This window comes from Variovorax boronicumulans (genome assembly GCF_030812215.1).
In the GTDB taxonomy this organism is placed as follows: Bacteria; Pseudomonadota; Gammaproteobacteria; order Burkholderiales; family Burkholderiaceae_C; genus Variovorax; species Variovorax boronicumulans_C.
Genome location: NZ_JAUSSG010000010.1, coordinates 67,031 through 93,194, shown reverse-complemented (window position 1 = coordinate 93,194; position 26,164 = coordinate 67,031). Strand labels below are relative to the sequence as shown.

At 67.5% G+C, this 26,164-nt stretch carries 24 protein-coding genes and 1 tRNA gene; 20 read left to right on the top strand and 5 right to left on the bottom strand.

Annotation, left to right across the window (positions count from 1 at the left end; genetic code table 11):
- The first annotated feature begins 10 nt into the window (after positions 1-10).
- The 8 genes from purD to rng all read left to right on the top strand — a co-directional run bounded on the left by purD (position 11) and on the right by rng (position 6,938).
- Positions 11-1,309: a phosphoribosylamine--glycine ligase gene (purD, locus tag J2W23_RS24565; RefSeq protein WP_176657239.1), complete on the top strand. Its 1,299-nt coding sequence runs from the start codon at positions 11-13 to the stop codon at positions 1,307-1,309.
- Positions 1,309-2,226 (top strand): oxygen-dependent coproporphyrinogen oxidase, encoded by a 918-nt coding sequence (hemF, locus tag J2W23_RS24560; RefSeq protein ID WP_307650606.1) that lies wholly within the window; start codon positions 1,309-1,311, stop codon positions 2,224-2,226. Before purD ends, hemF begins: the two co-directional genes overlap by 1 nt.
- Positions 2,223-2,849: a nicotinate (nicotinamide) nucleotide adenylyltransferase gene (gene nadD, locus J2W23_RS24555; protein ID WP_307650605.1), complete on the top strand. Its 627-nt coding sequence runs from the start codon at positions 2,223-2,225 to the stop codon at positions 2,847-2,849. Before hemF ends, nadD begins: the two co-directional genes overlap by 4 nt.
- Complete coding sequence (gene rsfS, locus J2W23_RS24550) at positions 2,849-3,526, top strand: ribosome silencing factor (RefSeq protein ID WP_307650604.1); 678 nt, start codon at positions 2,849-2,851, stop codon at positions 3,524-3,526. Before nadD ends, rsfS begins: the two co-directional genes overlap by 1 nt.
- Positions 3,523-3,990, top strand: a complete 468-nt coding sequence (rlmH, locus tag J2W23_RS24545) for a 23S rRNA (pseudouridine(1915)-N(3))-methyltransferase RlmH (protein ID WP_042579728.1) — start codon at positions 3,523-3,525, stop codon at positions 3,988-3,990. Before rsfS ends, rlmH begins: the two co-directional genes overlap by 4 nt.
- Positions 3,987-4,667, top strand: coding sequence for a phytanoyl-CoA dioxygenase family protein (locus J2W23_RS24540; RefSeq protein ID WP_307650603.1), 681 nt, complete (start codon positions 3,987-3,989; stop codon positions 4,665-4,667). Before rlmH ends, J2W23_RS24540 begins: the two co-directional genes overlap by 4 nt.
- Positions 4,668-4,669: 2 nt before the next feature.
- Positions 4,670-5,272, top strand: coding sequence for a Maf family protein (locus J2W23_RS24535; protein WP_307650602.1), 603 nt, complete (start codon positions 4,670-4,672; stop codon positions 5,270-5,272).
- A gap of 139 nt (positions 5,273-5,411) precedes the next feature.
- Complete coding sequence (rng, locus tag J2W23_RS24530) at positions 5,412-6,938, top strand: ribonuclease G (RefSeq protein WP_176657245.1); 1,527 nt, start codon at positions 5,412-5,414, stop codon at positions 6,936-6,938.
- 15 nt (positions 6,939-6,953) lie between these two features.
- Here rng and msbA read toward each other — a convergent pair whose 3' ends face one another.
- Positions 6,954-8,738 carry a lipid A export permease/ATP-binding protein MsbA gene (gene msbA / locus J2W23_RS24525; RefSeq protein WP_307650601.1) on the bottom strand — a complete coding sequence of 595 codons (1,785 nt, stop codon included), beginning with the start codon at positions 8,736-8,738 and terminating at the stop codon, positions 6,954-6,956.
- A gap of 253 nt (positions 8,739-8,991) precedes the next feature.
- Here msbA and tolB point away from each other — a divergent pair, with 253 nt between their 5' ends.
- From tolB to J2W23_RS24500, 5 genes are all read left to right on the top strand, one after another.
- Positions 8,992-10,218, top strand: coding sequence for a Tol-Pal system beta propeller repeat protein TolB (gene tolB, locus J2W23_RS24520; RefSeq protein WP_218104374.1), 1,227 nt, complete (start codon positions 8,992-8,994; stop codon positions 10,216-10,218).
- 24 nt (positions 10,219-10,242) lie between these two features.
- Positions 10,243-10,758, top strand: coding sequence for a peptidoglycan-associated lipoprotein Pal (gene pal / locus J2W23_RS24515; protein WP_176657248.1), 516 nt, complete (start codon positions 10,243-10,245; stop codon positions 10,756-10,758).
- A complete protein-coding gene (ybgF, locus tag J2W23_RS24510) occupies positions 10,758-11,507 on the top strand; it encodes a tol-pal system protein YbgF (RefSeq protein ID WP_013541146.1) in 750 nt (249 codons plus the stop codon). Before pal ends, ybgF begins: the two co-directional genes overlap by 1 nt.
- A gap of 19 nt (positions 11,508-11,526) precedes the next feature.
- Complete coding sequence (locus J2W23_RS24505; RefSeq protein ID WP_307650600.1) at positions 11,527-12,375, top strand: tRNA threonylcarbamoyladenosine dehydratase; 849 nt, start codon at positions 11,527-11,529, stop codon at positions 12,373-12,375.
- Between the two features lie 51 nt (positions 12,376-12,426).
- Positions 12,427-12,502 (top strand) — tRNA-Lys (locus tag J2W23_RS24500).
- Between the two features lie 82 nt (positions 12,503-12,584).
- Here J2W23_RS24500 and J2W23_RS24495 read toward each other — a convergent pair.
- Complete coding sequence (locus J2W23_RS24495) at positions 12,585-13,469, bottom strand: LysR family transcriptional regulator (RefSeq protein WP_307650599.1); 885 nt, start codon at positions 13,467-13,469, stop codon at positions 12,585-12,587.
- A 220-nt stretch (positions 13,470-13,689) separates the two neighbouring features.
- Between J2W23_RS24495 and J2W23_RS24490 the strand changes: the two genes are divergently transcribed.
- From J2W23_RS24490 to J2W23_RS24475, 4 genes are read left to right on the top strand one after another with little or no spacing between them, the layout of a single operon-like run.
- A complete protein-coding gene (locus tag J2W23_RS24490; RefSeq protein WP_307650598.1) occupies positions 13,690-14,763 on the top strand; it encodes a TauD/TfdA family dioxygenase in 1,074 nt (357 codons plus the stop codon).
- Positions 14,760-16,160, top strand: coding sequence for an MFS transporter (locus J2W23_RS24485; protein WP_307650597.1), 1,401 nt, complete (start codon positions 14,760-14,762; stop codon positions 16,158-16,160). Before J2W23_RS24490 ends, J2W23_RS24485 begins: the two co-directional genes overlap by 4 nt.
- Before the next feature lie 28 nt (positions 16,161-16,188).
- Positions 16,189-17,364, top strand: a complete 1,176-nt coding sequence (locus tag J2W23_RS24480; RefSeq protein WP_307650596.1) for an ATP-grasp domain-containing protein — start codon at positions 16,189-16,191, stop codon at positions 17,362-17,364.
- Positions 17,345-18,610: an ATP-grasp domain-containing protein gene (locus J2W23_RS24475; RefSeq protein ID WP_307650595.1), complete on the top strand. Its 1,266-nt coding sequence runs from the start codon at positions 17,345-17,347 to the stop codon at positions 18,608-18,610. The genes J2W23_RS24480 and J2W23_RS24475 overlap by 20 nt, the downstream gene beginning before the upstream one ends.
- A 9-nt stretch (positions 18,611-18,619) precedes the next feature.
- On the opposite strand, the gene J2W23_RS24470 is transcribed toward J2W23_RS24475, so the two are convergent.
- Together J2W23_RS24470 and J2W23_RS24465 are read right to left on the bottom strand one after the other, a co-directional pair.
- Positions 18,620-19,000 (bottom strand): hypothetical protein, encoded by a 381-nt coding sequence (locus J2W23_RS24470; protein ID WP_307650594.1) that lies wholly within the window; start codon positions 18,998-19,000, stop codon positions 18,620-18,622.
- Positions 19,001-19,026: 26 nt separating this feature from the next.
- Positions 19,027-20,604 carry an ABC transporter substrate-binding protein gene (locus J2W23_RS24465; RefSeq protein ID WP_307650593.1) on the bottom strand — a complete coding sequence of 526 codons (1,578 nt, stop codon included), beginning with the start codon at positions 20,602-20,604 and terminating at the stop codon, positions 19,027-19,029.
- Between the two features lie 160 nt (positions 20,605-20,764).
- Between J2W23_RS24465 and J2W23_RS24460 the strand changes: the two genes are divergently transcribed.
- The 3 genes from J2W23_RS24460 to J2W23_RS24450 are packed head-to-tail and all read left to right on the top strand — an operon-like array spanning position 20,765 to position 24,486.
- Positions 20,765-21,748, top strand: a complete 984-nt coding sequence (locus J2W23_RS24460) for an ABC transporter permease (RefSeq protein ID WP_307650592.1) — start codon at positions 20,765-20,767, stop codon at positions 21,746-21,748.
- Positions 21,749-21,782: 34 nt separating this feature from the next.
- Complete coding sequence (locus J2W23_RS24455; protein ID WP_307650591.1) at positions 21,783-22,754, top strand: ABC transporter permease; 972 nt, start codon at positions 21,783-21,785, stop codon at positions 22,752-22,754.
- Position 22,755: 1 nt separating this feature from the next.
- On the top strand, positions 22,756-24,486 hold the full coding sequence (locus J2W23_RS24450; protein ID WP_307650590.1) for an ABC transporter ATP-binding protein: 1,731 nt from the start codon (positions 22,756-22,758) through the stop codon (positions 24,484-24,486).
- A 130-nt stretch (positions 24,487-24,616) separates the two neighbouring features.
- On the opposite strand, the gene J2W23_RS24445 is transcribed toward J2W23_RS24450, so the two are convergent.
- Positions 24,617-26,140 (bottom strand): amidase, encoded by a 1,524-nt coding sequence (locus tag J2W23_RS24445; RefSeq protein WP_307650589.1) that lies wholly within the window; start codon positions 26,138-26,140, stop codon positions 24,617-24,619.
- Between the last annotated feature and the right edge of the window lie 24 nt (positions 26,141-26,164).

The following is a 26,164-nucleotide window of genomic DNA, read 5'->3' as shown; positions in this document are numbered from 1 at the left end:
AGGCCCGCGAATGAAGGTACTGGTTATTGGGGGAGGGGGCCGTGAACACGCCTTGGCATGGCGACTGGCACAGGCCAACCGTGTCAGCCGCGTATACGTGGCGCCGGGCAACGGCGGTACCGTGAGCGACGAGCGCTACGACTGCATCGACATCACCGAGCCCGCCGCGCTGCGCGAATGGGCCATCCAGGAAAAGATATCGCTCACCGTGGTCGGCCCCGAGGCGCCGCTCGCCGCGGGCGTGGTCGACGAATTCCGCGCGCACGGCCTGCGCATCTTCGGCCCGACGCAGGCGGCTGCGCAGTTGGAGAGTTCCAAGGCGTTCTCCAAGGCGTTCATGAAGCGCCACAAGATCCCGACGGCCGAATACGAAGCCTTCACCGACGCCGCTGCGGCACACGCGTACATCGACGCCAAGGGCGCGCCGATCGTCGTCAAGGCCGACGGCCTGGCCGCCGGCAAGGGCGTGGTGGTTGCCATGACCGCGGAAGAGGCGCACGAGGCTGTCGACTTCATGCTGGTCGACAACAAGTTCGGCGTGTCGCACAACGACGGCGGCGCGCGCGTGGTCATCGAAGAATTCCTGCAGGGCGAAGAGGCCAGCTTCATCGTGCTGTGCGATGGCAAGAACGTCACCGCGCTCGCCACCAGCCAGGACCACAAGCGCCTGCTCGACGGTGACGAAGGCCCCAACACCGGCGGCATGGGCGCGTATTCGCCCGCGCCGGTGGTCACGGCCGAGGTGCACGCCCGCGCAATGCGCGAGATCATCCTGCCGACGATCCGCGGCATGGAAAAGGACGGCATTCCGTACACCGGCTTCCTCTATGCCGGCCTGATGATCGATGCGGCTGGACATCCGAAGACGCTCGAATTCAACTGCCGCATGGGCGATCCCGAGACGCAGCCGATCATGATGCGGCTCAAGTCCGACCTGTTCGAAGTGTTCTGGCACGCCACGGACGGCACGCTCGACCAGGTCGAGCTGCAGTGGGACCGCCGTGTCGCGCTCGGCGTGGTGATGGCGGCGCACGGCTATCCGCTCTCGCCGCGCAAGGGCGACCGCATCACCGGCATTCCGCCTGAGGCGCCCGATGCAGTGGTGTTCCACGCCGGAACAACCATGCAGGACGGCGAACTCAAGACCAGCGGCGGCCGCGTGCTCTGCGTGACCGTGTTGGCCGACAGCGTGAAGCTCGCGCAGCAGCGCGCCTACGAGGTCGCGGCGCGTGTGCGCTTCGACGGCGCGCAATACCGCAAGGACATCGGATTTCGCGCAGTTCATGCGCGCAACGCACCCCAAGCCTGATGCAGCAAGACAACCCCGCGGCAGTCGGCAGCTACCTGCGCGGACTGCAGCAGTCGATCATCGCGGCGGTCGAGAAGGCCGACGGCGGCACCTGCCTGCACGATGCCTGGCACAAGGCGCCGGGCGAGCAACTGCAGGGCAATGGCCTCACCTGCATCCTCGAAGGCGGGGCGCTGTTCGAGCGGGCGGGTTGCGGGTTTTCGCAGGTGCGCGGGCCCAGGCTGCCGCCTTCGGCCACGCAGAATCGGCCTGAACTGGCTGGTGCGCCATTCGAGGCGATGGGCGTGTCGCTGGTGTTCCACCCGCGCAATCCGTACGTGCCGATCGTCCACATGAACGTGCGCATGCTGGCTGCGTTGCCCGAGGGCGGCGAGCCGGTTTGCTGGTTCGGCGGCGGCATGGACCTCACGCCGTGCTACGGCTTCGAGGAAGACGCAGTGCACTTTCACACCGTCTGCCGCGATGCGCTCGCGCCCTTCGGCGACGACAAGTACCCGCGCTTCAAGACCTGGTGCGACGAGTATTTCTTTCTGAAGCACCGCAACGAGCAGCGCGGCATCGGCGGCATCTTCTTCGACGACTTCGCCGAGGGCGGGTTCGAGAACGGCTTTTCGCTGATGCGCTCGGTCGGCGATGCGTTCCTGCCGGCCTACGTGCCGCTGGTCGAGCGCCGCCGCAACACGCACTACGACGAGCGCGAGCGCGAGTTTCAGCTCTACCGGCGCGGGCGCTATGTCGAGTTCAACCTCGTGTGGGACCGTGGCACGCACTTCGGACTGCAGTCGGGCGGACGCACCGAATCGATCCTGCTCTCGATGCCGCCGCTCGCAAGCTGGGCCTATCGCCAGCAGCCCGAACCCGGCAGCCCCGAAGCGGCGCTTTACAGCGACTTCCTCCCGCGGCGCGACTGGTTGTGAATCCTTCCGGCACGGCCCCGCGCATCGGCGTCTTCGGCGGTGCTTTCGATCCGCCGCACAACGCGCACGTTGCGCTCGCTCGGGTGGCGCTCGAACAACTGGGCCTGGCCGCGCTCTATGTCTTCCCGACCGGCCATGCGTGGCACAAAGTGCGAGAACTCACGCCCGCCAAGGATCGCCTCGCGATGGCGCAGCTGGCGTTCGGTGGCATTCCGGGCGTGGTCGTCGATTCGCGCGAGATGCTGCGCGACGGCCCCACCTACACCATCGATACCCTCCATGAACTGCAGCAGGCGTACCCCGACGCCGAGCTGCTGCTGGTCATGGGCGCCGACCAGGCGCGGGCCCTGCCGAGCTGGCACGGCTGGCAGGATATACTCGCGGTCGCTACTATTTCTGTAGCGTATCGCGCACTATCGACGGCCGACACCGCCCGTTTTGATCCGAATACGCTGCCCGGCCTCCCGTCCGGCGCGCGTTTCGAGGCGCTCGAACTGCCTGCCATGGACATCAGCGCCACCGAGATTCGGCGGCGCGCTGCACTGGGCGTGGACATTTCCTCGCTGGTTCCGCCCACGGTTGCACGCTATATTGACCAACACCACCTCTACCGCTCTGCCTGATGACCACTGAAGCCGCCGCCAAGAAAGACACCCAGAAACTCCAGCGAGCCATCATCGATGGACTCGAAGACGTCAAGGCGCAGGACATCCAGGTATTCGACACAGAGCACTTGTCGCCGCTGTTCGAGCGCGTGATCGTCGCCTCGGGCACCTCTAACCGCCAGACCAAGGCGCTCGCCGCCAGCGTGCGCGACGCGGTGCGCGAGGCTGGTTTCGGCAAGCCGCGCATCGAGGGCGAGGACAACGGCGAGTGGATCATCGTGGACTGCGGCGCGGCCGTGGTGCACATCATGCAGCCCGCCATCCGCCAGTACTACCACCTCGAAGAGATCTGGGGCGACAAGCCGGTGCGCGCCAAGCTCGGCGGCGCCAAGCCCGCCGCCAGCACCTCGTCGAGCACGGAAGACGCGGGCGAGAAGAAGAAAAAGCCCGCTGCCAAGGAGCCTTCGCTGCGCCGTGCAAGCGCCGCCAAGACCGCGGTCAAGGCTGCCGAGCAAGAAGCCAGGGAAGAGAAGGCCCGCCGCTCGCCCGCAAGAAAAACGGCTGCGAAGAAGGCTCCCGCCAAGAAGACCTCGACCACTGCGCGCATACCGGTCAAGGTCATCGGCAAGCCCGCCGCGAAGAAACCAGCGGCAAAGAAGGCGCCTGCCAAGAAGGCGCCAGCCCGCCGCGCATGAAGCTCCTGGTGGTCGCCGTCGGGCAGCGCATGCCCGATTGGGCGCAGACTGCCTGGGACGACTACGCCAAGCGCTTCCCGCCCGAGCTCAAGCTCGAACTGCGCGCCGTCAAGACCGAACCCCGCGGCTCCAAGTCACTGGAGACGCTCTATGCTGCCGAACGCGAACGCATCGAGGGCGCCATCGCCCGCGGCATGCGCATCGTGGCGCTCGACGAGCGTGGCACCGCACTCACCACCAAGGCGCTCGCGGCGCGCCTGCAGGCCTGGCAAGGCGAGGGCGACGACGTGGCCCTCGTCATCGGCGGGCCCGATGGCCTTGACCCCGCCTTCAAGGCCGCGGCGCACGAACGCATCCGCCTCTCCGACCTGACCCTGCCGCATGCGATGGCGCGGGTGCTGCTGGTCGAGCAGCTGTACCGGGCGTGGTCGGTCAACGCGGGCCATCCGTACCACCGGGAATGACCGGGCTGGGCGCCTTGCTCGATGGGGCGGGCTTCGCATTTCTGCCCGCGCTGCTGCCGACGGGGCACATGGACAAGGTTGCAGTGTCGCTGGGGCCATGGCTGCAAGGCGCGGTCGGCAGCCGCAATCTGCTGACGCAACCTCAGTGCCGAGACATCGCGGTGCAACTCAAGGCGCGGCTTGTCGAAGCCGACTTGCTGGACCCCGCATCGGTGGCCGTGCAATGCACGCTGTTCGACAAGACCGCCGACAGGAACTGGCTGGTCGCGCTGCACCAGGACACATCGATTCCCGCATCGGCGAGCCCGCCCGACGCGGCACTGCCGGTTTCCATCAAGGAAGGCGAGCCCTATGTTCAGCCACCAGCCGAGGTGCTGGAATCGCTGCTCGCCGTGCGGGTGCATCTGGACGACTGCGGCGTCGACGCGGGCCCCTTGCGCGTCGTGCCTGGCAGCCATCGGGCGGGCCGGCTCGGCGACGCGGAGGCGCGAGCCTTGCGGGACATCCATGGCGAAGTGACCTGTACCGCCGCCCGTGGCGATGCCCTCGCCATGCGCCCGTTGCTGTTGCACGCCTCTTCTCGCGCCTGGGCTCCTGTCCGCCGGCGCGTCCTTCACTTTCTGTTCGGACCTGCGCGCCTGCCGCATGGCTTGGTCTGGAACCTCACGGAGCCTTGAACTTGCCCGAATTCATCTACCTCGCATCGCAAAGCCCGCGCCGCGCACAACTGCTGGGCCAACTCGGCGTTCGCCATGAGTTGCTGCTGGCCAGCCCTGACGAAGACGCCGAATCGCTCGAAGTCGTGTTGCCCAATGAGTCGCCGACGGCGTATGTGCAACGCGTCACGGCCCTCAAGCTCGATGCCGCCGTCGCGCGACGCAAGCGCCTCGGCCTCGCCGACGCACCCGTGCTTTGTGCCGACACCACGGTCGCGCTTGGCTGCACCATCCTCGGCAAGCCCGACGATGCGCGCGACGCCGAACGCATGCTCGCGCTTTTGTCCGGCAGCACCCATCGCGTGCTGACCGCCGTGGCACTGCAGCACGGCCGGCGCCGCCACGCGGCGCTCAGCGTGTCGCGCGTGCGCTTCGCCGCGATCACGAAGAAGCAGATCGCCGGCTATGCCGCCAGCGGCGAACCGCTGGGCAAGGCCGGCGCCTATGCGATCCAGGGTGCTGCGGCGGCCTTCATCGAGCACATCAGCGGGTCCTATTCGGGCATCATGGGACTCCCGATGTTCGAGACCGCGCAGCTTTTGAGGCAGGCGGGGATGATTCAATGAGCATGCCCATGACACTCAAACCACGACGTTTTTTCAGAGCGGCCGCGGAACCGGCTTTGCCGGGCCGCTGGCGGCGCCCCCCGGCAGGGGGGAGGGCGAAGCGACACGTAGTGCGCGCAGCCTGGGGGGCGAGCCTGTAATGCAAGACATCCTGATCAACTGGTCCCCGCAAGAGACCCGTGTGGCGCTGGTCGAGCACGGCGCGGTGCAAGAACTGCACGTCGAACGCACGCTGGAGCGCGGGCTGGTCGGCAACATCTACCTGGGCAAGGTCTCGCGCGTGCTGCCGGGCATGCAGTCGGCGTTCATCGACATCGGCCTGGAGCGCACGGCCTTCCTGCACGTGGCCGACATCGTCGCGCCGTTCACCCCGGGCTCGCGGCCGAGCGCGCCTGCGCCCGAGCGCGACCACCGCAACGGCGGCCCCATGGTGCCGATCGAGAAGCAGGTGTTCGAAGGGCAATCGCTGCTGGTGCAGGTGATCAAGGACCCGATCGGCACCAAGGGCGCGCGGCTCTCGACGCAGATCAGCATTGCCGGACGGCTGCTGGTGTTCCTGCCGCAGGACAACCACATCGGTGTCTCGCAGAAGATTCCTTCGGAGCAGCGCGAGTCGCTGCGCACGCGCATGCTGACGCTGATCGAGGCGGCCGCGGCGGCCGACAGCGGCGGCGTGGTGCCGGCCAACACCGGCGGCTTCATCCTCCGCACCAACGGCGAGGATTCGTCCGACGCCGAGCTGGCAGAAGACATCGGCTACCTGCGCAAGACCTGGTCGCGCATCCGCGATGCGTCGAGCAAGCTGCCGCCGATGTCGCTGCTGCACCAGGACCTGAGCCTGTTGCAGCGCGTGCTGCGCGACATGACCAGCGAAGACACGCAGACCATCCGCATCGATTCGCGCGAGCAGTTCGAGGTGCTGCTCAAGTTCGGTCTCGAATTCATGCCGCAGGCGGCGGGCAAGCTGCAGCACTACAAGGGCGAGCGGCCGATCTTCGACCTGTATTCGGTGGATGAGGAAATCGCCAAGGCGCTGGGCCGGCGCGTGGAGCTCAAGTCGGGCGGCTACCTCGTGGTTGACCAGACCGAGGCGCTGACGACCGTGGACGTGAACACCGGTGGCTTCGTCGGCGCGCGCAATTTCGACGACACGATCTTCAAGACGAACCTGGAAGCGGCGCAGGCGATTGCGCGGCAGCTGCGGCTGCGCAACCTGGGCGGAATCATCATCGTCGACTTCATCGACATGGGGCGCGACGACCACCGCGAGCAGGTGCTGGCGGAGTTTCGCAAGCAACTGGCGCGGGACCGAGTCAAGACCACGGCCGGCGGCTTCTCGCAGCTCGGGCTGGTGGAAATGACGCGCAAGCGCACGCGCGAATCTCTGGCGCACATGCTGTGCGAACCGTGTGCGGCCTGCGGCGGGCAGGGCATCGTGAAGACCGCGCGCAGCGTGGCCTACGACGTGATGCGCGAGATCCTGCGGGAAGCCCGCCAGTTCACGCCGCGCGAATTCCGCATCGTCTCGTCGCCGCAGGTGATCGAGCTTTTCCTCGACGAGGAAAGCCAGCACCTGGCGGGGCTGAGCGACTTCATCGGCAAGCCGATTTCGCTGCAATCCGAGCCTGCCATCGGGCAGGGGCAGTACGACATCGTGCTGCTCTGAGCGAGCAGCGCGGGCTCAGAGCGTCGGGTCTTGTCCCGGCGTGGCGCTGCGCACGGCCAGCGTCTGCAGGCGGGCATAGAGCCCGTCCAGCGCCATGAGCTGTTCATGGCTGCCTTGCTCGGCGATGCGGCCTTGCTCCATCACGATGATGCGGTCCGCATGCTGGATGGTCGAGAGCCGGTGGGCCACGATCAGCGTGGTGCGGTTCTGCATCAGGCGCTGCAGGGCGTCTTGCACCAGCCGTTCCGATTCGGTGTCGAGCGCGGAGGTGGCTTCGTCGAGCAGCAGCACGGGCGCGTTCTTGTAGAGCGCGCGTGCAATGGCAAGCCGCTGGCGCTGTCCGCCCGAGAGCTGTGTGGCGTTGTGGCCCAGCACCGTGTCCATGCCCTGCGGCAGGTTCTCGACGTGGGCGCTCAGGTTGGCGGCGACCAGGCATTCGTCGACGCGCGCGCGGTCGATCTCGGAGCCCAGCGCCACGTTGGCTGCCAGCGTGTCGTTGAGCATGACCACGTCCTGGCTCACCATCGCGAACTGCGCGCGCAGGCTCTTCAGCTTCCATTCACTGGTGTCGTGGCCATCGAGCAGCACCTGCCCGCCGCTGGGCTGCACGAAGCGCGGCAGCAGGTTGACCAGCGTGGTCTTGCCCGACCCCGAAGGCCCGACGAAAGCGACCACCTGGCCGGGCTGGATGGTCAGGCTCACGCCGTCGAGTGCGCGCTGTTCGTCGTCGCCGCGGTAGCTGACCTGCACGTTGCGCAGTTCGATGTGGCCATCGGCGTGCGCCATCTCGAAGCTGCCCTGCGATTCGGGCGCGACCTCGTCGACCAGGATCAGGCCGCGCTCGAGCGCCGCGAGGCCGCGCGTGATCGGGCCAGCCACCTCGGCCAGACGCCGGATCGGCGCGATCAGCATCAGCATGGCCGTGATGTAGGCGACGAACCCGCCCACGGTGAAGCCTTGCTTGCCGCTTTGCCAGAGGGCGATCATCACCACGATCGACAGCGCGAGCGAGGCCATCATCTGCGTGAGCGGCGTGGTCGCGGCCTGGGCGATGGTGGACTTCACGGCCAGGCGGTTGAGGCGCTGGCTCAGTTGCTCGAAGCGGCGCTCCTGGGCCTGTTCGGCGCCGTGCAGCCGCACGACGCGGTGGGCGAGCACGTTTTCCTCGACCACGTAGGCCAGCTCGTCGGTCGCCTGCTGGCCCTGCTGGGTGAGCTTGTAGAGGCGCTTGGAGAACACCTTCATGATCCAGGAGATGCTCGGCACGAGAAACGCGACGATCAGCGTGAGCTTCCAGTTCAGATAGACGAGGTAGCCCAGGAGCGCGATCAGCGTGAAGCCGTCGCGCGACAACCCGAGCAACGCCTGCACCAGCAGCATCGCGCCGGTCTGCACCTCGTACACGACCGTGTTCGACAGGGCGCTCGCCGACTGGCGCGTAAAGAGGGCGAGTTCTGCGCCCAGCAGGCGTTCGAACAACACCCGGCGCAGCTTCTGCATGCCTTCATTGGCGATACGCGACAAGGCATATTGAGAGATGAATTGCGCAATGCCGCGCACCGCGAACAGCATCAGCACGGCGGCGGGCACGAACCACAGCGGCATCTCGCCGCGGGTAAAACCGCGGTCGAGCAGCGGCTTCAGAAGGGCCGCCATCAGCGGCTCGGTGAGCGCCGCCAGCATGGCCCCGCAGAGGCCTACGGCCCACCATTTGCGCGAGCTGCCGAACCAGGTCATCAGGCGCGCCAGACGGCGCATCAGGGGAGGGCGCGCGGTCTCGCTGCCAGGGGATGCTTGCATGGCGGCGGATTCTACGGGTCGCCCCGAGGCCGGCTTTTTGCAGGCGTCGTGTAGGACCGCACCGATGGATAAACGTTTTGTGACGGGGACGGCGGGCCAGTGTGTAACATGTGGCCCCTTGCGTCGGACCGAAACTTTTTGTCCGAAAACCTCTCCGAACCGCATGAACAAGCCGTTGTCAGCTCCTATTCCAACTCCTTCTTCATCGCTATTTGCACGCCGCAGCCTCATTGCGGCCCTTGCTGCTACCCCCATGCTTCCAGCGCTGGCCCAGTTCCGGGTCGAAGTGTCTGGCGTCGGGTTGACGCAATTGCCGATCGCGCTGGTTCCCTTCAAGGGCCAGGATTCATCGCCGCAGAAGATCTCGGACATCGTCCAGGCCGACCTTGAGCGAAGCGGCCAGTTCCGCGGCGTCGATGCCTCGGGCCAGGCGCTGGACGAGGCCTCGCGCCCCGACCTGTCGCTGTGGCGCCAACGCACGGCCGACTCGCTGGTCGTGGGCAGCGTCACCCGCCTTGCCGACGGCCGCTTCGATGTGAGGTTTCGCCTGTGGGACGTGGTCAAGGGGCAGGACCTCGGTGGCCAGAGCTACACCGTGCCTCAGGGCGACCTGCGCCTCGCGTCGCACCGCATCGCCGACTTCGTCTACGAGAAGCTCACCGGCGAAAAGGGCATCTTCTCGACCCGCATTGCCTACGTCACCAAAGGCGGCAGCCGCTATTCGCTGTGGGTGGCCGACGCCGATGGCGAGAACGCGCAGGCGGCACTCGCGAGCCCCGAGCCGATCATCTCGCCCTGCTGGTCGTCCAACGGCCAGCAACTGGCGTACGTTTCCTTCGAATCGCGCAAGCCCGTGGTCTACGTGCACAACGTGGCCAGCGGCCAGCGCCGCCTGCTGGCGAACTTCAAGGGCTCCAACAGCGCGCCCGCGTGGGCACCGGACGGCAACTCGCTCGCCGTCACCCTCAGCCGCGACGGCGGTTCGCAGCTCTACACGATCCCGGCCGGCGGCGGCGAGCCGCGCCGTCTGACCCAGAGCGCGAGTATCGACACCGAGCCGGTGTACTCGGCCGATGGCAGCACGATCTACTTCGTGAGCGACCGCGGCGGCGCTCCCCAGATCTACAAGATGAGTGCCAGCGGCGGAAACCCGACCCGCGTCACCTTCAGCGGCACCTACAACATTTCTCCGTCCGTCAGCGGCGATGGCCGGTGGTTGGCCTACATCTCGCGCATCGGCGGTGCCTTCAAACTCCAGGTGATGGAGTTGGCGACCGGCAATGTGGCGTCCATCACCGACACCAACGCCGACGAGAGCCCGAGTTTTGCCCCCAATAGCAAGCTGATCGTCTACGCCACGCACCTGCAAGGCCGCGAAGCACTGATGACGACTACGCTCGACGGAAAAATAAAGGCACGACTGGCGGGACAGGCGGGAGACATCAGGGAACCGGACTGGGGTCCGTTTCAAAAGCAATGATTAGGTTTATTTGAGGAGTTCGTAATGTTGAAACGCACAATTTATTCGCTGGCCATCGTGGCTCTCATCGCCGGTTGCTCGTCGGGCACGAAGCTCAACGAAACGCCCGTCACCGACGGTCGCGGCACCACGGCTCAGCCGGGCGGCGCCAGCACCGTGACCCCGGTCAACGCCGACCAGAGCGCCGCCACGGCGCAAGGCCCGGTGGGCGTGGCGCGCATCGTGTACTTCGACTACGACAGCTACACGGTCAAGCCCGAGTTCCAGTCGATCATCGACGGCCACGCCCGCTTCCTCAAGAGCGCACCGCAGCGTCGCATCTCGATCGAAGGTCATACCGATGAGCGCGGTGGCCGTGAGTACAACCTGGCCCTCGGCCAGAAGCGCGCAGAAGCCGTTCGTCGCGCACTGACCCTGCTGGGCGTGAACGACAGCCAGATCGAGGCTGTGAGCTTCGGCAAGGAAAAGCCGGCCGTGCAAGGCTCGGGCGAAGAGGCGTGGGCACAGAACCGCCGCGCTGAAATCCGCTACACCCGGTGATGCCACGCGCCCTGCTGCGGGGAGCGGCGCTGGCTGCCGCCCTGCTTTGCGTCTCGATGGGGTCTCAGGCCGCGTTGTTCGAGGATGACGAGGCCCGCAAGGCCATCCTCGACTTGCGCCAGCGCGTCGAGGCCATGCGCCAGCAAACCGACCAGCGGCTGACCGACGAAAACGGCCAGCTGCGCCGCAGCCTGCTCGATCTGCAGAACCAGATCGAGCAGATGCGTGGCGACCTGGCGCGCATGACCGGCCAGAACGAGCAGCTCACACGCACGCTGAGCGAGATGCAGTCGCGCCAGACCACCATCGACGACAAGCTCAGGCAGAACGAGCCGTCCAAGGTGACGGTCGACGGCCGCGAGTTCAACGCCGATCCCAAGGAAAAGGCCGACTTCGAAGCTGCACTGGGCATCTTCCGCGCCGGCCAGTTCGCGCAGTCGCAAACGGCTTTTGCCGAATTCGTCAAGCGCTACCCGCAGAGCGGCTACAACGCCTCGGCGCTGTTCTGGCTCGGCAATGCGCAGTACGCCACGCGCAACTACAACGAGGCCATCGCGAACTTCCGCTCGATGCTTTCGCTCGCGCCCGATCACGCCAAGGCCCCCGAGGCCGTGCTGTCGATCGCGAACTGCCAGATCGAGTTGAAGGACACCCGCTCGGCACGCCGCACGCTGGAAGACCTGGCCAAGGCCTATCCGCAGTCGGAAGCCGCACAGGCAGGCCGCGAGCGTCTCTCGCGCCTGCGCTAATGCCAGCGGAGCACTCCGCTTGAGCGCCACCCTTCCTGCAGCGTTCACACCGGTCGCCGCGGATGTCGTCACCAACGACACCGCGGCGCCTGACTTTGCGCGCCGCTTCGGCGGCCTCGAGCGGCTCTATGGCGTTGCTGGTGCCGCGCGCATCCGCAACGCGCATGTGCTGGTCGCCGGTATCGGCGGCGTGGGCTCGTGGGCGGTGGAGGCATTGGCGCGCAGCGGGGTGGGGCGGCTGACGCTGGTCGATCTCGATCATGTGTCGGAGTCGAACATCAACCGGCAGATCCACGCGCTCGAGGCGACCGTGGGGCAGTCCAAGGTCGAGGCCATGCGCGACCGCATCGCGCAGATCAATCCCGACTGCAAGGTGCTCGCGCTCGATGAATTCGTGGAGCCCGGCAACTGGACTGCCTTGCTCGATGCCGCACAGGCCGCGAACGGCCCGGCCACCGCCGTCATCGATGCCTGCGACCAGGTGAAAGCCAAGCTGACCATGGCCGCGTGGGCACGCGGATCGCGTGATGCTGCGTTCATCACCGTCGGAGCGGCAGGCGGCAAGCGACAGGCGCACAAGGTCGATATCGACGATCTTTCGCTTGTCACGCACGACCCGTTGCTCGCCCAGCTTCGCCAGCGCCTGCGCAAGGACCACGGTGCGCCGCGCGAGGGCAAGAAGATCGGCGTGACCTGCGTCTTCAGCCGTGAAAGCGTTGCGCCGCCCGATGCGTCCTGCGCGATCGAGGAAGGCGACGGTTCGCTCAATTGCCACGGCTACGGTTCGGTGGTGAGCGTCACTGCCACTTTCGGACAATGTGCAGCAGGTTGGGTGCTCGACAAAATCGCGAGCAACGCCGCGCTATAATCTTTGGCTTTGCCGGATTCAACATCGGCAAGAAGCAAAAAAAATGGTTCCGGGACGTTAGCTCAGTTGGTAGAGCAGCGGACTTTTAATCCGTTGGTCACTGGTTCGAATCCAGTACGTCCTACCACCGAACCTTGCGAAATACAAAGAGCCCGCTGTCGAACAGACAGCGGGCTTTTTTTCTTTCCACGCCTCTGCAATTCCAGGCATCAAAGCGGCGCCACCGGCTGCCGCGCAGAGCGCCGCAGCTCCCGCATCAGCGCACGGGCCTCCACGCCGGGCTGCCAGTCCTCGCGAAACACGAAATAGCTTGTGGCCGGCGCCAAGTCGCGAGGGCGATAGACCTTCAGGGGGTAGGACTGCGCCTGGTGCTCAACCAGCCTGCGCGGCACCACCGCCATGCCCATGCCGGCTGAAGCACAGCCCAGCACCGCACCGTAGGTGCTGAACGACAGCACACGGGCGCAGGCGATGCGGCGCGATTCGAGCCAGCGCAGCGCCATGGTGCGGTAAGGGCAGCCCTCGCGAAAGGCGAGCAGCGTCGGTGCATACACGGGCGCCTGTGCCAGCAGTTCCGCCGGATCTTCCTGCGCGACCACCACGAGCGGCTCGTCGAAGCCCGCTTCGTAGACCAGGCCTGCGCGCTCGCTCACACGTGCAGTCACGGCAAGGTCCAGCCGGTGCTGCAGCAGCATCTGCGACAAGGCCGGCTCGGCTTCCACCTCCAGTTGCATCTCCAGCGCCGGGAAGGCCTGACGCAGGCTTCCCAAGGCATGGGGCAGGTGCATCGCGGCCGTGCTCTCCATGGTGCCCAGGCGCAAGCGTTGCGCCGCGGGCAGTTCGGCCCGTGCATCGGCGGCGGCTTCGTCGATCAGCGCGAGGATGCGCGCCGCATAAGGCAGGTAGCGCTCGCCGGCCTCGTTCAGTTGCAGTCGCTTGCCCTGCCGGTTGAAGAGTGGCACCCCGAGGCGTTGTTCCAACTGCTTGAGGCGCGTCGTCACGTTGGACTGCGCACAGCCGAGCACGTTGGCCGCTTTCTGCGCGCCGCCTTCGTCCACCACCGCCTTGAAGGTTTCGAGCAATACACGGTCCATGGTGGTCCTTTCAAGACGGGAAGCAGAAAGTTATAAATCTGATTATCAGATATGAAATATTAAATAGATTCGTTTTTGAGATAAAAAATCGCCCATAGCCTCGCGTCCAGCGTCAGCACACCACCAGCCACTGCCCACCGCGACGCGCACGCAATGCCGCGCGCCTGTAGCCCCACACAAGGAGTTTTCATTCATGTCAGACCATGGTTCAAGCGCCCAAGTGAGCATCACCGCCAGCGAGGCCGAGCAGATCCGTCAGGTGCTCGCAGGCCTCGACTACGACCCGGCGGGGAGCTCGGCGTACATCGGCGAGCTCCGCCGGCGCGTCTATTCCGGGTTTCCGGAGCGCCTCGTGCGCCTTCTGGAAGTCATCAAGTCGTCCAACAGCGCCGCCTACGCCTACCTGGTGGTCGACAACCTGCCGATCGACACCGGTGTGCGCGGCAGCCCGCAGTTCGGCGAAACCGGCCGCGAGTTCAAGGACGGCGTACTCAGCGAGAACCTGCTGGCGGCGCTCGGCGCGGCCATCGGCGAGCCGTATTCGATCTCGCACGAAGGGCTGGAACTGGTCAACAACCTCACGCCGCACAAACACGCGCGCCACGACTACACCGGCCTCGGCTCCGAGGTGGAGTTGGACTTCCACATCGAGAACGCTGCCCAGGCCTTCATGCCCGAGGGAGACACCTCGCCGCTCGCGCTGCTGCTGCTCGGTCTGCGCGGTGCGCCCGAAGGCGAGGACAAGGGGCCGCTCACGCGGGTGGCCGATGCGCGGCTTGCGCTGGCGCGACTGAGCGACGAGGACCTGGAGGCGCTCTACGGCCGCCACTTCATCATCCGCGTGCCGTACCGCTGGCGCGGCGCCACGCCCACGCCGCGCGACAACACCGACCTGAGCCCGGTGCTCTCGGGCCCACTGGAGCTGCCGCGCGTCACCGTCGCGTTCTATCCCGACATGGTGCTGCCGGTGAATCAGCGCGCGAAGGCGGCGCTGGAGAACTTTCATCGCGAGGTGAGGGCGGTCTCGCAGGGCATCGACATCAAGCCCGGCCGGCTGGTCTTCATCAACAACCGCTTCGCGCTGCACTCGCGCGACAGCTTCGTGCCCAGCTTCGATGCCAACGAGCGCGCCTACCGCTGGGTGCAGCGCATCATGGTCACGACCAACCTGTGGAACTTCCGCTCGTTCGGCAAGCGGCACGAGCGGGTGTTCGATCCGTTCCTGCTGCCGCGCGCCAGCGAGCCGGTGCGTGCGCGCAGCGCAGAAACCCGACAGCCCGCGTTGAGCGAATGAGCGCAGCCGGCAGCACCACCACCACACTGGCCGAACTCGCGCCCGGGCCTGCGCCGCGGCGCAGTGCCGGCATCGGCTGGACCCTGGCCGCCACGAGCTTCGGCTTCATCGTGGTGCAGCTGGACGTGACCATCGTCAACGTCGCCATGCCGCAGATCGGCAAGGACCTCGGCGCCGGCGTCACCGGCCTGCAGTGGATCGTCGACGCCTACACGCTCGCCTTCGCCGCGCTCCTGCTCACGGCGGGCTCCTTTGCCGACCGGTTCGGCAGCCGGCGCGTCTTCAGCCTCGGGCTGGTGCTGTTCGGGCTCGCCTCGCTGGCCTGCGCGGTCGCGCCGTCCATCGGCGTGCTGATCGCGGCGCGTGCGGCGCAGGGCATCGGTGCCGCCTTGATCCTGCCCACATCGCTCTCGCTGCTCTCGCACGCCTGTGCCGGCGATGCGACGGCGCGTACGCACGCCATCGGCTGGTGGAGCGCCATCGGAGGCGTGGTCAGCGCCGCGGGGCCGGTGGTCGGCGGCGTGCTCACGAGCGGCCTGGGGTGGCGCTCGATCTTCTTCGTGAACCTGCCGATCTGTGCCATCGGCCTCTGGGCCACCCGCCGCTACGTCGCCGAGACCGTGCGCGTGGCCGCCAGGCGGGTGGACGTCGCCGGGCAGGTGCTGGCCATCTTCGCGCTCTTCTTTCTCACGCACTCGGTGATCGAGGCCGGCGTGCAGGGCTGGACCGCAGGGCCGGTGCTGTCGGGCTTTGCCATCGCGGCGGTGGTCATCGCCGCGTTCGTGTTCACCGAATCGCGCGTGGCGGAGCCGATGATTCCGCTCGGGCTGTTCCGCAACAAGGCCTTCTCCGCGTCGGTCGTGCTGGGCGTGATCATGAACGTCACGTTCTACGGAATGATCTTCGTGCTGAGCCTGTATTTCCAGAACGCCAAGGGCTACACGCCGACGCAGACCGGTTTCGCCTTGCTGCCCTTCGTGGTGATCATGGTAGCGAACCTTGCGAGCGGGCGGCTCGCCAAGCGCTATTCGCCGCGGGTGCCGGTGATCGCGGGCTTCCTGCTGCTGGCCCTGAGTTCGGCGCTGCTGCACGGCATCGACGAGACCACGCCGTACCTGCGCATCTTTCCGAGCCTCTTGCTGATGGCCATCGGCGCGGGCATCGCCACGCCGGCGATCATCTCGCGCACGCTCGCGAGCGTGGCGTCCGAGCGCTCGGCGACCGCCTCCGCCATCCTCGGCGCGGCGCGCCAGGTCGGCAGCGCCATCGGCATCGCGCTCTTCGGCGCGCTGGTGACGGGATTGCCGTCGCAACTGGCCGCGGGGGCGTCGTTCTCTTTCGACCTGTCGACGCTCTTCAGGCTCGCGGGCTTGCTGCTCGCGGCGCTGTGCCTGTGAGCCTTTCTTTCACCGGGGGAATTTCCGAATGACACGACTCATCGTGATCGGCGCGCGCTCGACCGGCACCAGCCTGGCGCTGGTGCGCGCCGCGCTGGATCGCCAACTCGACGTGACCGTGATCAGCGGCCCGAACGATTCGCTGCGCGGCGTGTTCGCGGCACAGGTCGAGCTCGTCAACCTGGAGACGGATGCCGATGTCGTCGTGGCATGGCTTCGGCGCCACTACCCCGACCCCGGCCGGCAACTGCGCGTCACCACCGCGAACGACGTTTATGCGCGCCTTGCCGCGCAGGTGGCCGAAACGCTGGGGCTGCCCGGTCCGGACACCGCCAGCGTGGCGCGCTCCGTCTCCAAGGCCTACCAGAAGTCGCTCCTGGCCACGCACGACTTGCCGACCTCCCGCTTCGTCGTCGGCGCGCTGACCGATCTGCCAGCGTTGTGGGGCAAGCTGCCGCTGGTCCGCTTTCCAGTGGTGGTCAAGCCGTCGGAAGGCTCGGCGAGCCACGGCGTGAAGCTCTGCCGCGACTTCGACCAGGCCAACGCGCACCTCGAGGCGCTGGCCGGCGAACTGCGCGCAAACCTGCGCACCGGCCTCACCGACTGCGTGATCGTCGAGGAGTACCTCGAAGGCGCCGAATACTGCGTCGAGTATTTCGACGGCCGCTACGTGGGCGCCATGCGCAAGTTCAAACGCCACGGCGAAGGCTTTCTCGAACGCGGCTACACCTCCGAGCTCGACCTGGACGACCACGCGCTGCGCCGCCTGATCGACGCCGGCACGCAGGCCGTCGAGCGCGCCGGCCTCACCTGGGGCCCGGTGCACCTGGACTGCATCGTGCGCGACGGCGTTCCCTGCGTGATCGAGCTCAACCCCCGCATCGCCGGCAGCTTCATCTGCGACATCGTGCGCGACGGCTACGGCTTCAGCATGGTCGAGCGCCTGCTCGACAAGCTGCAGGGCCGCCCGGTCGCCGTGCCCGAACTGTTCGCGCCCAGCGCCTATGCACGCGTCGAATTCCTGCTCGACAGCGACCCCAAGCCCTGGGACTTCTCGCAGCCGGGCGAGCTCAAGAACGGCGACCTCCACATCAGCTACGGCCCGCAGCGTGCGGCCGACCGCGAGCGGCGCGCGTACCTCTACGTGCGCCGCACCTTCCAACCCACCGCAGCAGAGATCCTCCATGAAGAAGCAATTGCTTGACACCGTTGCCATCGTCGACGGCATATCGACCAGCGCGCACCTCGCACCCGCGTTCCGTGCCTACGGCGTGAAGTGCGTGCATGTGCTGAGCAGCGAATCGTTTCCGGCGCGCCTGCGCCCCCAGATCAATCCCGCGGACTACGTGCGCAGCGTCGTGCACCGCGGCGACGTGCGGGAAACCGCCGACGCCTTGCGCGACCTGGGCATCAGCGTCGTGCTGCCGGGCGTGGACAGCGGCGTCGAGCTGGCATCGCTGCTGGCCGATGCGCTGGACGCGCCGTTTCGCAACCCGGTCGAGCTCACGGCCGCGCGGCGCGACAAGTTCGAGCAGATCCAGACGCTGCAGCGCGCCGGTGTGCGCACGCCGCAGCAGTTCCAGTCGCGCTCGGCCGAAGAGATCGTCGAATGGGCGCGGGCGCATGCGCGCCTGCCCGTGGTCATCAAGCCCACGCGCAGCGCGGGCGTGAAGGGCGTGAAGATCTGCCGCACGCTCGCGCAGGTGGAGGAGGCCGCGCGCAACGTGCAGGCAATCAAGTCCTGGTACGACGAGGTGCAGGACGAGATCCTGGTGCAGTCGTACAGCGAAGGGCAGGAGTACATCGTCGATGCCGTGTCCTTCGAGGGCCGGCACAAGATCGTGAGCCTCTGGGCGGTCGAGCGCGACCGCAGCCATTCGCCGCGGCTGGAGAAGATGCTCGTGGTCGACCACACCGAGCCGCGCTTTGCCGAGGTGATCGCCTATGCCGCGCAGGTGCTCGATGCCGTGGGCCTGAACTACGGCCCTTCGCACCTGGAGCTGATCGTGACGGCCGAAGGCCCGACCATCGTCGAACTCAACTCGCGCCTGCACGGCAGCCTGGACCCGCGCCTGACCACGGCCGTTTCGGGCGAAAACCAGGTCTCGGTCACCGTCGAGGCCTTCGTCAACCCGACGCGCTTCAAGCAGACACTGGGCGAGCAACCGCGCTTCGAAGGCTTCTGCGGCCACATCCTGCTGGTGTCGCCGAAGGCCGGGGTGCTGAACCGGGATTTCGTCTGGGACTCCATTGAGCAACTGCCGTCCTGCGTGAGCGTGAAGCGCTGGGTCAAGACCGGCGACCGGCTGAACGTGACCACCGATCTGCTGACAGCGCTCGGCATGGTCGGCCTGTTCGATGCCAGGTTCGACCGGCTGCTGGCCGACTGCGAATCGATCCGGCAGATCGAGCACCGCTTCTTCTCGGAGCCCGACGCGCTCGCCGCGTAGCCGAGATACTCAGATGCTCACCAGCGCGGCCTCCACGCGCCGCGCCCGGTGATCGACGTAGTAGCCGCCGAATTCGGTGTAGCGCAGCACCAGCCGCGCGCAGGCTGCGCAGCGGAACAGTTCGCTGCGGTTGAACGGAAAGTGCGGCACCGAGATCGGCGCATCGGCCGAGTCGTAGCGCGTGCCGCCGGGATGGAACTCCTCGAAGCCCGGTTCGGCGAACTCGTCGGCCCGCAGCGTGTCCACGCGCTCCATCAGCCCGGCGGGCCAACGGTCTTCGGTGAAGCTTTCCCAGGCGGCGGCCCGGTGCACCCAGTTGCCGCACACGGGCAGCGGCGATTGTTCGGCGGCTTCGGCGAGCTGCTTGAGCTCCTGGGCATTCAACGGCATCGGGATTCGCGAAAGAGAAGAGGGAGTCAGCGAATATAGACGTCCGCGAAATTCGCCTCCACCCCATCGCCCGTGAGCGAATGGTCGTGCACCCGGCGGTTGTAGATGGTGAAGTAGGTGGGCGAGAGCAGATTCAGGTCCGGCACCTCGATGCCGACGATGCGCTGGAATTCCTTGAAAAGCGCCACGCGCTTGGCTGGGTCGATCTCCACCGCTGCGTCTTCCAGCAGCTTGTCGACCACGGGGTTGTCGTAGAAGGTGCCATTCGAGAAGGGCACGCCCTGGCGGATGTTCTTCGACCAGTACAGGCGCTGCGAGCCCACCGTCGGGTCGAACAGGTTGCTCGTGCCGTTGATCGCCAGGTCGTAGTTCTGCTCGGTGTAGATGCGCTTCACGTACTGCGAGAAATCGGTGGCGCGAATCTCGACCTTGATGCCGATGCGGCCCAGCGCCTGCTTCACGTAGTCGGCCAGCCGCCTGTGCACGTCGCTCGGGTTGAAGTCCAGCGCCAGTGTGAAGCGCGTGCCGTCGGCGCCGCGCGGAAAACCCGCTTCGTCGAGCAGCCGCTCGGCGGTCTTCGGCGCGAAGGGGTAGGGCGTCGGGCGCGTGTCGTGGAACTCCTTGAGCCCCGGCGCGATGGGCGAATGCGAAATCACCCCGTACCCATAGAACACGTTGTCACGCACCACCTCGCGGCTGATGGCGTGCGCAATCGCCTGGCGCACCTTCAATGCCTTCAACTGCGGCTGGCGCAGGTTGAACTCCAGCCGCGTCACGTTGTACGAGTAGGCGTTGCCCTTGGTCTCGAAGCCCAGCTTCGGATTGGCCTTCAGCCGCTCGATGTCGCCGGGCGACACGGGCGTGCGGTGGCCGATGTCCACCTCGCCGGTCTCGAAGGCGATGGAGCGCGAGGCCGCGTCGGGAATGATCTTCACGACGAGCCGGTCGATGTAGGGCTTGGGCTTGTCCCAGTAGTCGGGGTTGCGCTCGTAGACGATGTGGCTGCCGCGCACCCACTCCTTGAACTTGAACGGGCCCGTTCCGATGGGCGCCGAACCGTTCGGGTTGCGCAGCACGTCGCCGCTCTCGTAGAGATGCTTCGGCACGATGGGCGCCTCGGACGCGACGAAGGCCTTCAACAGGTAGGGCGCCGGCCGCGAAAGCTCCAGCACCGCCGTGTACGCATCGGGTGTCTTCACGCGCTCCACCGGCGCGAAGGTGCTGCGGCCGCGCGGATGGTGTTCCTTCAGCAGCAGGATCGAATGCGCCACGTCGGCCGAGGTGAAGTCGCGCCCGTCGTGCCACTTCACGCCGCGGCGCAGGGTGAAGGTGTAGGTCTTGCCGTCGGGGCTCACCTGCCAGGCCGTGGCGAGCTGGGGCAGGGGCCTCAGGTCCTGGTCGTACTTCAGCAGGCCCTCGGTGACCTTGGCGCTCACGGCCAGCGTGGAGGAGTGCGAATGCGCGATCGACACCAGCGTGGGCGGCTCGTTCATCAGCACCAGCGTGACCGTGCCGCCCGACGGGGGTGCTGCATGCAGGGTGTGCAGGTTCAGGAGCAGCGCAAAGGTGGCCAACACCTTGCCGACAGTGGAGAGAAGGGACATCTGTGTGGTTCCGTGGAGCGAGCCGCAATCTAGGGGCGCTCGCGGCCCGGCCCAACGAAGCAAACCGGATATCCGTAGAAGAAAAGCTTCCTTCGCTGCACGCGCCTGCGCACATACGCTGCGAGCCGATCGACTGGCACCACCACAACCACCTCTTCCCATGAACCTGCGCAGCGCAAGCCGCACGCTGGCACGCACCGCGTGGCAGGCCGTGCCCACCGTCATCGGCGTGATCCTTTTGAACTTCGTGCTGATGCAGTGGATACCGGGCGATGCCGCCGATGTGGTGGCCGCCGAATCCGGCTCGGCCACCGCCGAAAGCATGGCGCAGTTGCGCAGCCACTTCGGGCTCGACCTGCCCGTGCTGCACCAGCTGGCCGCCTACCTCAACAACCTGGTGCACTTCAGCCTGGGCACCTCGCCGCGCTACAACATGCCGGTGGTGTCGCTGATCGGCGCGCGGTTGGGCAACACGCTGCTGCTCATGGTCACGGCGCTGGCCTTCGCGCTGGCCATCGGCATCGCGGTGGGCACGGTCATGGCCATCCGCGTGGGCCGCTGGCAGGACCGCACGCTCTCGGTGCTGGCGCTGCTCCTGTATTCCACGCCGGGCTTCTGGCTCGGCCTCATGGCCATCGTGCTGTTCTCGGTGCACCTGGGCTGGCTGCCCACCGGTGGCAGCGAGAGCATCGGCGCGGGCTACACCGGCTGGACGCACGTGGTCGACGTGGCGCGGCACCTGGTGCTGCCGGCGCTGGCCATGTCGGGCTTCTACATCGCGATCTTCTCGCGCCTCACGCGCGCCGCGATGCTCGAGGTGACGCGGCAGGATTTCGTGCGCACCGCCGAAGCCAAGGGCCTGCACCCATGGACGGTCAACCTGCGCCATGTGCTGCGCAACGCGCTGATTCCGGTCACCACCGTCGCGGGCATGCATTTCGGCACGCTGCTGGGCGGTGCGGTGGTGGTCGAAACGGTGTTCAGCTGGCCCGGCCTCGGGCGCCTCGCGTTCGACTCGGTGGCGGGCCGCGACTACACCGTGCTGCTGGGCGTGCTGCTGATGTCGTCGCTGCTGGTCATCGTGGCCAACATGCTGGTCGACCTGCTGCATGCCTGGCTCGATCCGCGCATCCAGGTGCGTTGATCTTTCCCTTTCGATCTCCTGATTGCCATCTCCGATGTCCACACCGTTCCCCCTCGATACCGCGATCGCGCCGCCCGCACCGGCCCCGGTCGTTGCGCGCCGCGCGCAGGCACCGGTCGCCAAGGCGCCTGAAGGCGTCAAGGCCGCCGTAGACGCCAAGCCGCTTTCCAGCCGCCACGCCGCACTGCGCGCGTTTCTCCGCAACCCGGCCGCGATGGCGGGCGTGGTGCTGCTGGCCTTCATGCTCGTGCTGGCGCTGTTCGCACCGCTGCTCTACCCGGGCGACCCGCTGGACATGGTGGCGCCGCCGCTGCTGTGGCCGGGGCAGGATGCGGCCTATCCGCTGGGCAGCGATTCGCTGGGCCGCGACGTGATCGCCGGCATTGCGCACGGCGCGCGCGTCTCGCTCGCGGTCGGTGTGGTGGCCGCCACGCTGAGCCTGCTGATCGGCGTGCTCGTGGGCGCGACGGCGGGCTACTTCGGCGGCCGCATCGACGACGTGCTGGTGCGCATCACCGAGCTGTTCCAGACCATGCCCTCGTTCCTTTTCGTGATCGTGGTGGTCGCGATCGGCCAGCCTTCCGTGCCGGTGATCGTGTTCGCCATTGGCCTGGCGTCGTGGCCGGTGATTGCCCGGCTGGTGCGCGCCGAGTTCCGCGCGCTGCGTGAAACCGAGTTCGTGCTGGCCGCGCGCAGCCAGGGCTTCGGCCATGCGCGGATCATCTTCCAGGAGATCCTTCCCAACGCGCTGCCGCCGGTGATCGTGACGACCTCGGTGCTGGTGGCGAGCGCCATCCTCATCGAATCGGCGCTGTCCTTTCTCGGCATGGGCGACCCGAATGCGGTGTCGTGGGGCAGCATGATCGGGCAGGGGCGCGAGCTGCTGCGCACCGCGTGGTTCCTCACCGCGCTGCCGGGCGCGGCCATCGTGCTCACGGTGCTGGCGCTCAACCTCGTGGGCGATGGCCTGAACGACGCCTTCAACCCGCGCCTGAGGGGGCGTTGAAATGACGCTTGAACAAGTCACCAGCACGCCGCCGCTGCTCGATGTGCGCGGCCTCGATGTCTTCTTCCACGGATCGAACGGCCCCATCCAGGCGGTTCGCAACCTCGATCTGACACTGCAGCGTGGCGAAACGCTGGCACTGGTCGGCGAATCGGGCTGCGGCAAATCGACCACCGCGCTCGCGCTGCTGCGCCTCCTGGCGCCCGGCACCGCGCTGCGCGGCAGCATCCACTTCGACGGGCGCGACATCCTCGCGCTCTCGCCGGCTGCGCTGCGCGAAGTGCGCGGCCGCGAGATCGCGATGATCTTCCAGGAGCCGATGACCTCGCTGAACCCGGTGCACACCATCGGCTCGCAGATCGGGGAAACGCTGCGCCGGCACGAGGAGCTGTCGGCCGTCGCCGCACGCAAGCGCACTGTTGAACTGCTCGACCTCGTGCGCATTCCCGAGCCGCACCGGCGCATCGACGACCACCCGCACAACCTCTCGGGCGGCCAGCGCCAGCGCGTGATGATCGCGATGGCCGTCGCCTGCAAGCCGCGCCTGCTGGTGGCCGACGAACCGACCACCGCGCTGGACGTGACCATCCAGGCGCAGATCCTCGAACTGCTCGACGGCCTGCGCCGCGAGCTCGACATGGCGCTGCTGCTCATCACGCACGACCTCGGGCTGGTCGCCCAATGGGCCGACCGCGTGGCCGTGATGTACGGCGGCGAGAAGGTGGAAGAGGCCTCCACCTCGAAGCTCTTCGCCGCGCCGTCGCATGCCTACACCCGTGGCCTGCTGGGCGCCTCGCTGCACGGCGGCAGCGCGCTGCACTATGCCGATGCGCGCCTGCCCGAAATTCAGACGCGGCTCGACCCGGCCACCGGCGTGCGCGACTTCGCGCTGCACGTGCCCCAGCCTTCATCGACGGTGCGCGCCTTGCCCGTTCGCGCCGCGGCCGGCGAGCCGCTGCTGTCGGTGCAGGACCTGCGCACCGATTACCCGAAGCGCGGCGGCGGCGTGCTGCACGCGGTGGATGGCGTGTCGTTCGATATCCGCGCCGGCGAGACCGTCGGTCTCGTGGGCGAATCGGGCTGCGGCAAGTCGACGCTTTCGCGCACGCTGCTGCGGCTCGTGAACCCGGCGGCCGGCCGCATCGTGTTCGACGGCACCGACATCGCACCGCTCTCCGAGAGGGCGCTCAAGCCCTGGCGGCGGCGCGTGCAGATGGTGTTCCAGGACCCGTATGCCTCGCTCAACCCGCGGCGCAGCGTGTTCGACATCCTCGAGTCGGTGCTCAAGGTGCACGGCGTGGCCGCGCGCGAGGAGCGACACAACCGCATCGCCGCGATCCTGGAGCGCGTGGGCCTGCCGGGCGATGCGGCGCGGCGCTTTCCCAACGAGTTCTCGGGCGGGCAGCGCCAGCGCATCGGCATCGCGCGGGCGCTGGTGGTGCGGCCTTCGCTGGTCGTGCTCGACGAACCCGTGTCGGCGCTCGACGTGTCGGTGCAGGCGCAGATCCTGAACCTGCTGGTGGATCTGAAGGAAGACTTCGGGCTCTCGTACCTCTTCATCTCGCACGACCTCTCGGTGGTGCGCTACATCGCCGACCGTGTGATGGTGATGAACAAGGGGCAGATCGTGGAGACCGGCAGCCACCGCGACATCTGGGAGCGGCCGCAGCACCCGTACACCCGCAGCCTGATTGCGGCGGTGCCGGGGGTGGAGCAGCGCAAGGCGGCCTGAGCTTAATCACCGTCAATCCCACAACCGTTCGGGCTGAGCCTGTCGAAGCCTTGCGCGGCACTTCGACAAGCTCAGTGCGAACGGATGGTTATCGGGTGCGGGACTTCATCGATCAACAGCCGCCCGGGTGCTATGCCCCGGCCGCCAGGTTCGTCTCATACCCCGGCGGCGCGATGAAACCACCGTAGACCTCTTCCAGCAGCGCCGCGAAAGCAATGGTCGTGCGGTCTTCGAGGTACGGGCCCACGGCCTGCGCGCTCACCGGCAATCCCTCGTCATCGAGCCCGACCGGGAAGCTGGTCGCCGGCAAGCCCGGCAGCACCGGCAGGCCCGCCCAATGGAACAGGTCGAGAAATCGGACTTCCCGCGTGCCGTCCTCGAAGCCCACGGGATAGGTGCGCGCATCCTTCGGCTCGCTGTGGTTGTGGCGAAAGGCCGGCAGCGGCGCCACCGGCGTCACCACCACGTCGAAGGCCTCGAAGAGCCGTTCCCACTGGTGGCGCAGCGACACGCGGGTCTCGTTGTCCTTGAGCCAGTCGCTGTGGCGCAGCGTGGGCGCGCGCAGCCACGCGGCATCGGCGCTGTGGTCGTCGGGCGCCAGCGTCTCGAGCCGCTTCTGCGCCGCCTTGCTGAGCGCGGGCGGCGTGGCGAGCGACGAGCCCAGCAGGCTGCGGTAGACGCGGTGCGACTGCGCAAGGTCGGGCAGCAGCCCGGCCGGCAGCTCCGAAGGCCGCGTCACCTTCACGCCCTGCGTACGCAGGCGCTCCACCACGCGCTCGACCACTAGCGCCTCGTGCAGGCTGCGCGCGCTGCCGGGCCACTGGTCGATCACCAGCACGCGGAAGTCCTTGAGGTTCGCGTGCCGTGCCGGCGGCAGCGTTGCCTTCCAGGCCTTGGCGGCGAGCGGTTCGAGGTTCAGCAGCAGGTCGAGCGCCAATTCGAGATCGGACGCGGTGCGCGCGAGCGGCCCCGCCACGCTCAGGTCGCGGTCGGCCAGCCGGCCCGAGGGCACGCTGGTGCCGCGCATCGCGACAAGGCCGGCCGTGGGCTTGTGCCCGTACACGCCGTTGAAGTGCGCGGGAATGCGGATCGAGCCGCCGATGTCGGTGCCCAGCTCCAGCGCCACATAGCCCGCCGCCAACGCCGCGGCCGAGCCGCCCGAGGAGCCGCCCGGCGTGCGCGTGACGTCCCACGGGTTGTTGCTCACGCCGTAGATCACGTTGTAGCTCTGCAGGTCGGCCAGCGCGAGCGGCACGTTGCTCTTGCCGACGATCACCGCGCCGGCGCCGCGCAGCGCGGCCACGGCCAGCGAATCCTGCGGCGCCACGTTGTTCGCGAAGTCGGGGTTGCCGCTGCTCGTGACGAAGCCCGCCACGTCGAACGACTCCTTCACCGTGATCGGCACGCCCAGCAGCGGCCGGCGCTCGCCGCGCGCGAGGGCCGCATCGGCCTCGCGGGCCGCGGCGCGGGCGCCTTCGTCGTTGCGAGCGACCACGGCGTTGATGTCGTTGTCGAAGCGGTTGATGCGCTCCAGCACATGTTCGAGCAGGTCGACGGCCGTCACGCGGCCGGCGGCCAGCGCCTCGGCCTGGGCGCGTGCGCTCGCGAAGGTGAGCGAATCCAGCAGGGTGTGTTGCAGGTCCTGGGTGGTCATGGGTGCTTTCAGGCGGTCTCGGGC

Coding starts and splice junctions, on each gene's coding strand:
- purD (WP_176657239.1), top strand. CDS start 11: ATGAAGGTACTGGTTATTGGGGGAGGGGGCCGTGAACACGCCTTGGCA.
- hemF (WP_307650606.1), top strand. CDS start 1,309: ATGCAGCAAGACAACCCCGCGGCAGTCGGCAGCTACCTGCGCGGACTG.
- rsfS (WP_307650604.1), top strand. CDS start 2,849: ATGACCACTGAAGCCGCCGCCAAGAAAGACACCCAGAAACTCCAGCGA.
- rlmH (WP_042579728.1), top strand. CDS start 3,523: ATGAAGCTCCTGGTGGTCGCCGTCGGGCAGCGCATGCCCGATTGGGCG.
- J2W23_RS24540 (WP_307650603.1), top strand. CDS start 3,987: ATGACCGGGCTGGGCGCCTTGCTCGATGGGGCGGGCTTCGCATTTCTG.
- rng (WP_176657245.1), top strand. CDS start 5,412: ATGCAAGACATCCTGATCAACTGGTCCCCGCAAGAGACCCGTGTGGCG.
- msbA (WP_307650601.1), bottom strand. CDS start 8,738: ATGCAAGCATCCCCTGGCAGCGAGACCGCGCGCCCTCCCCTGATGCGC.
- tolB (WP_218104374.1), top strand. CDS start 8,992: ATGCTTCCAGCGCTGGCCCAGTTCCGGGTCGAAGTGTCTGGCGTCGGG.
- pal (WP_176657248.1), top strand. CDS start 10,243: ATGTTGAAACGCACAATTTATTCGCTGGCCATCGTGGCTCTCATCGCC.
- ybgF (WP_013541146.1), top strand. CDS start 10,758: ATGCCACGCGCCCTGCTGCGGGGAGCGGCGCTGGCTGCCGCCCTGCTT.
- J2W23_RS24495 (WP_307650599.1), bottom strand. CDS start 13,469: ATGGACCGTGTATTGCTCGAAACCTTCAAGGCGGTGGTGGACGAAGGC.
- J2W23_RS24485 (WP_307650597.1), top strand. CDS start 14,760: ATGAGCGCAGCCGGCAGCACCACCACCACACTGGCCGAACTCGCGCCC.
- J2W23_RS24480 (WP_307650596.1), top strand. CDS start 16,189: ATGACACGACTCATCGTGATCGGCGCGCGCTCGACCGGCACCAGCCTG.
- J2W23_RS24475 (WP_307650595.1), top strand. CDS start 17,345: ATGAAGAAGCAATTGCTTGACACCGTTGCCATCGTCGACGGCATATCG.
- J2W23_RS24470 (WP_307650594.1), bottom strand. CDS start 19,000: ATGCCGTTGAATGCCCAGGAGCTCAAGCAGCTCGCCGAAGCCGCCGAA.
- J2W23_RS24465 (WP_307650593.1), bottom strand. CDS start 20,604: ATGTCCCTTCTCTCCACTGTCGGCAAGGTGTTGGCCACCTTTGCGCTG.
- J2W23_RS24460 (WP_307650592.1), top strand. CDS start 20,765: ATGAACCTGCGCAGCGCAAGCCGCACGCTGGCACGCACCGCGTGGCAG.
- J2W23_RS24455 (WP_307650591.1), top strand. CDS start 21,783: ATGTCCACACCGTTCCCCCTCGATACCGCGATCGCGCCGCCCGCACCG.
- J2W23_RS24450 (WP_307650590.1), top strand. CDS start 22,756: ATGACGCTTGAACAAGTCACCAGCACGCCGCCGCTGCTCGATGTGCGC.
- J2W23_RS24445 (WP_307650589.1), bottom strand. CDS start 26,140: ATGACCACCCAGGACCTGCAACACACCCTGCTGGATTCGCTCACCTTC.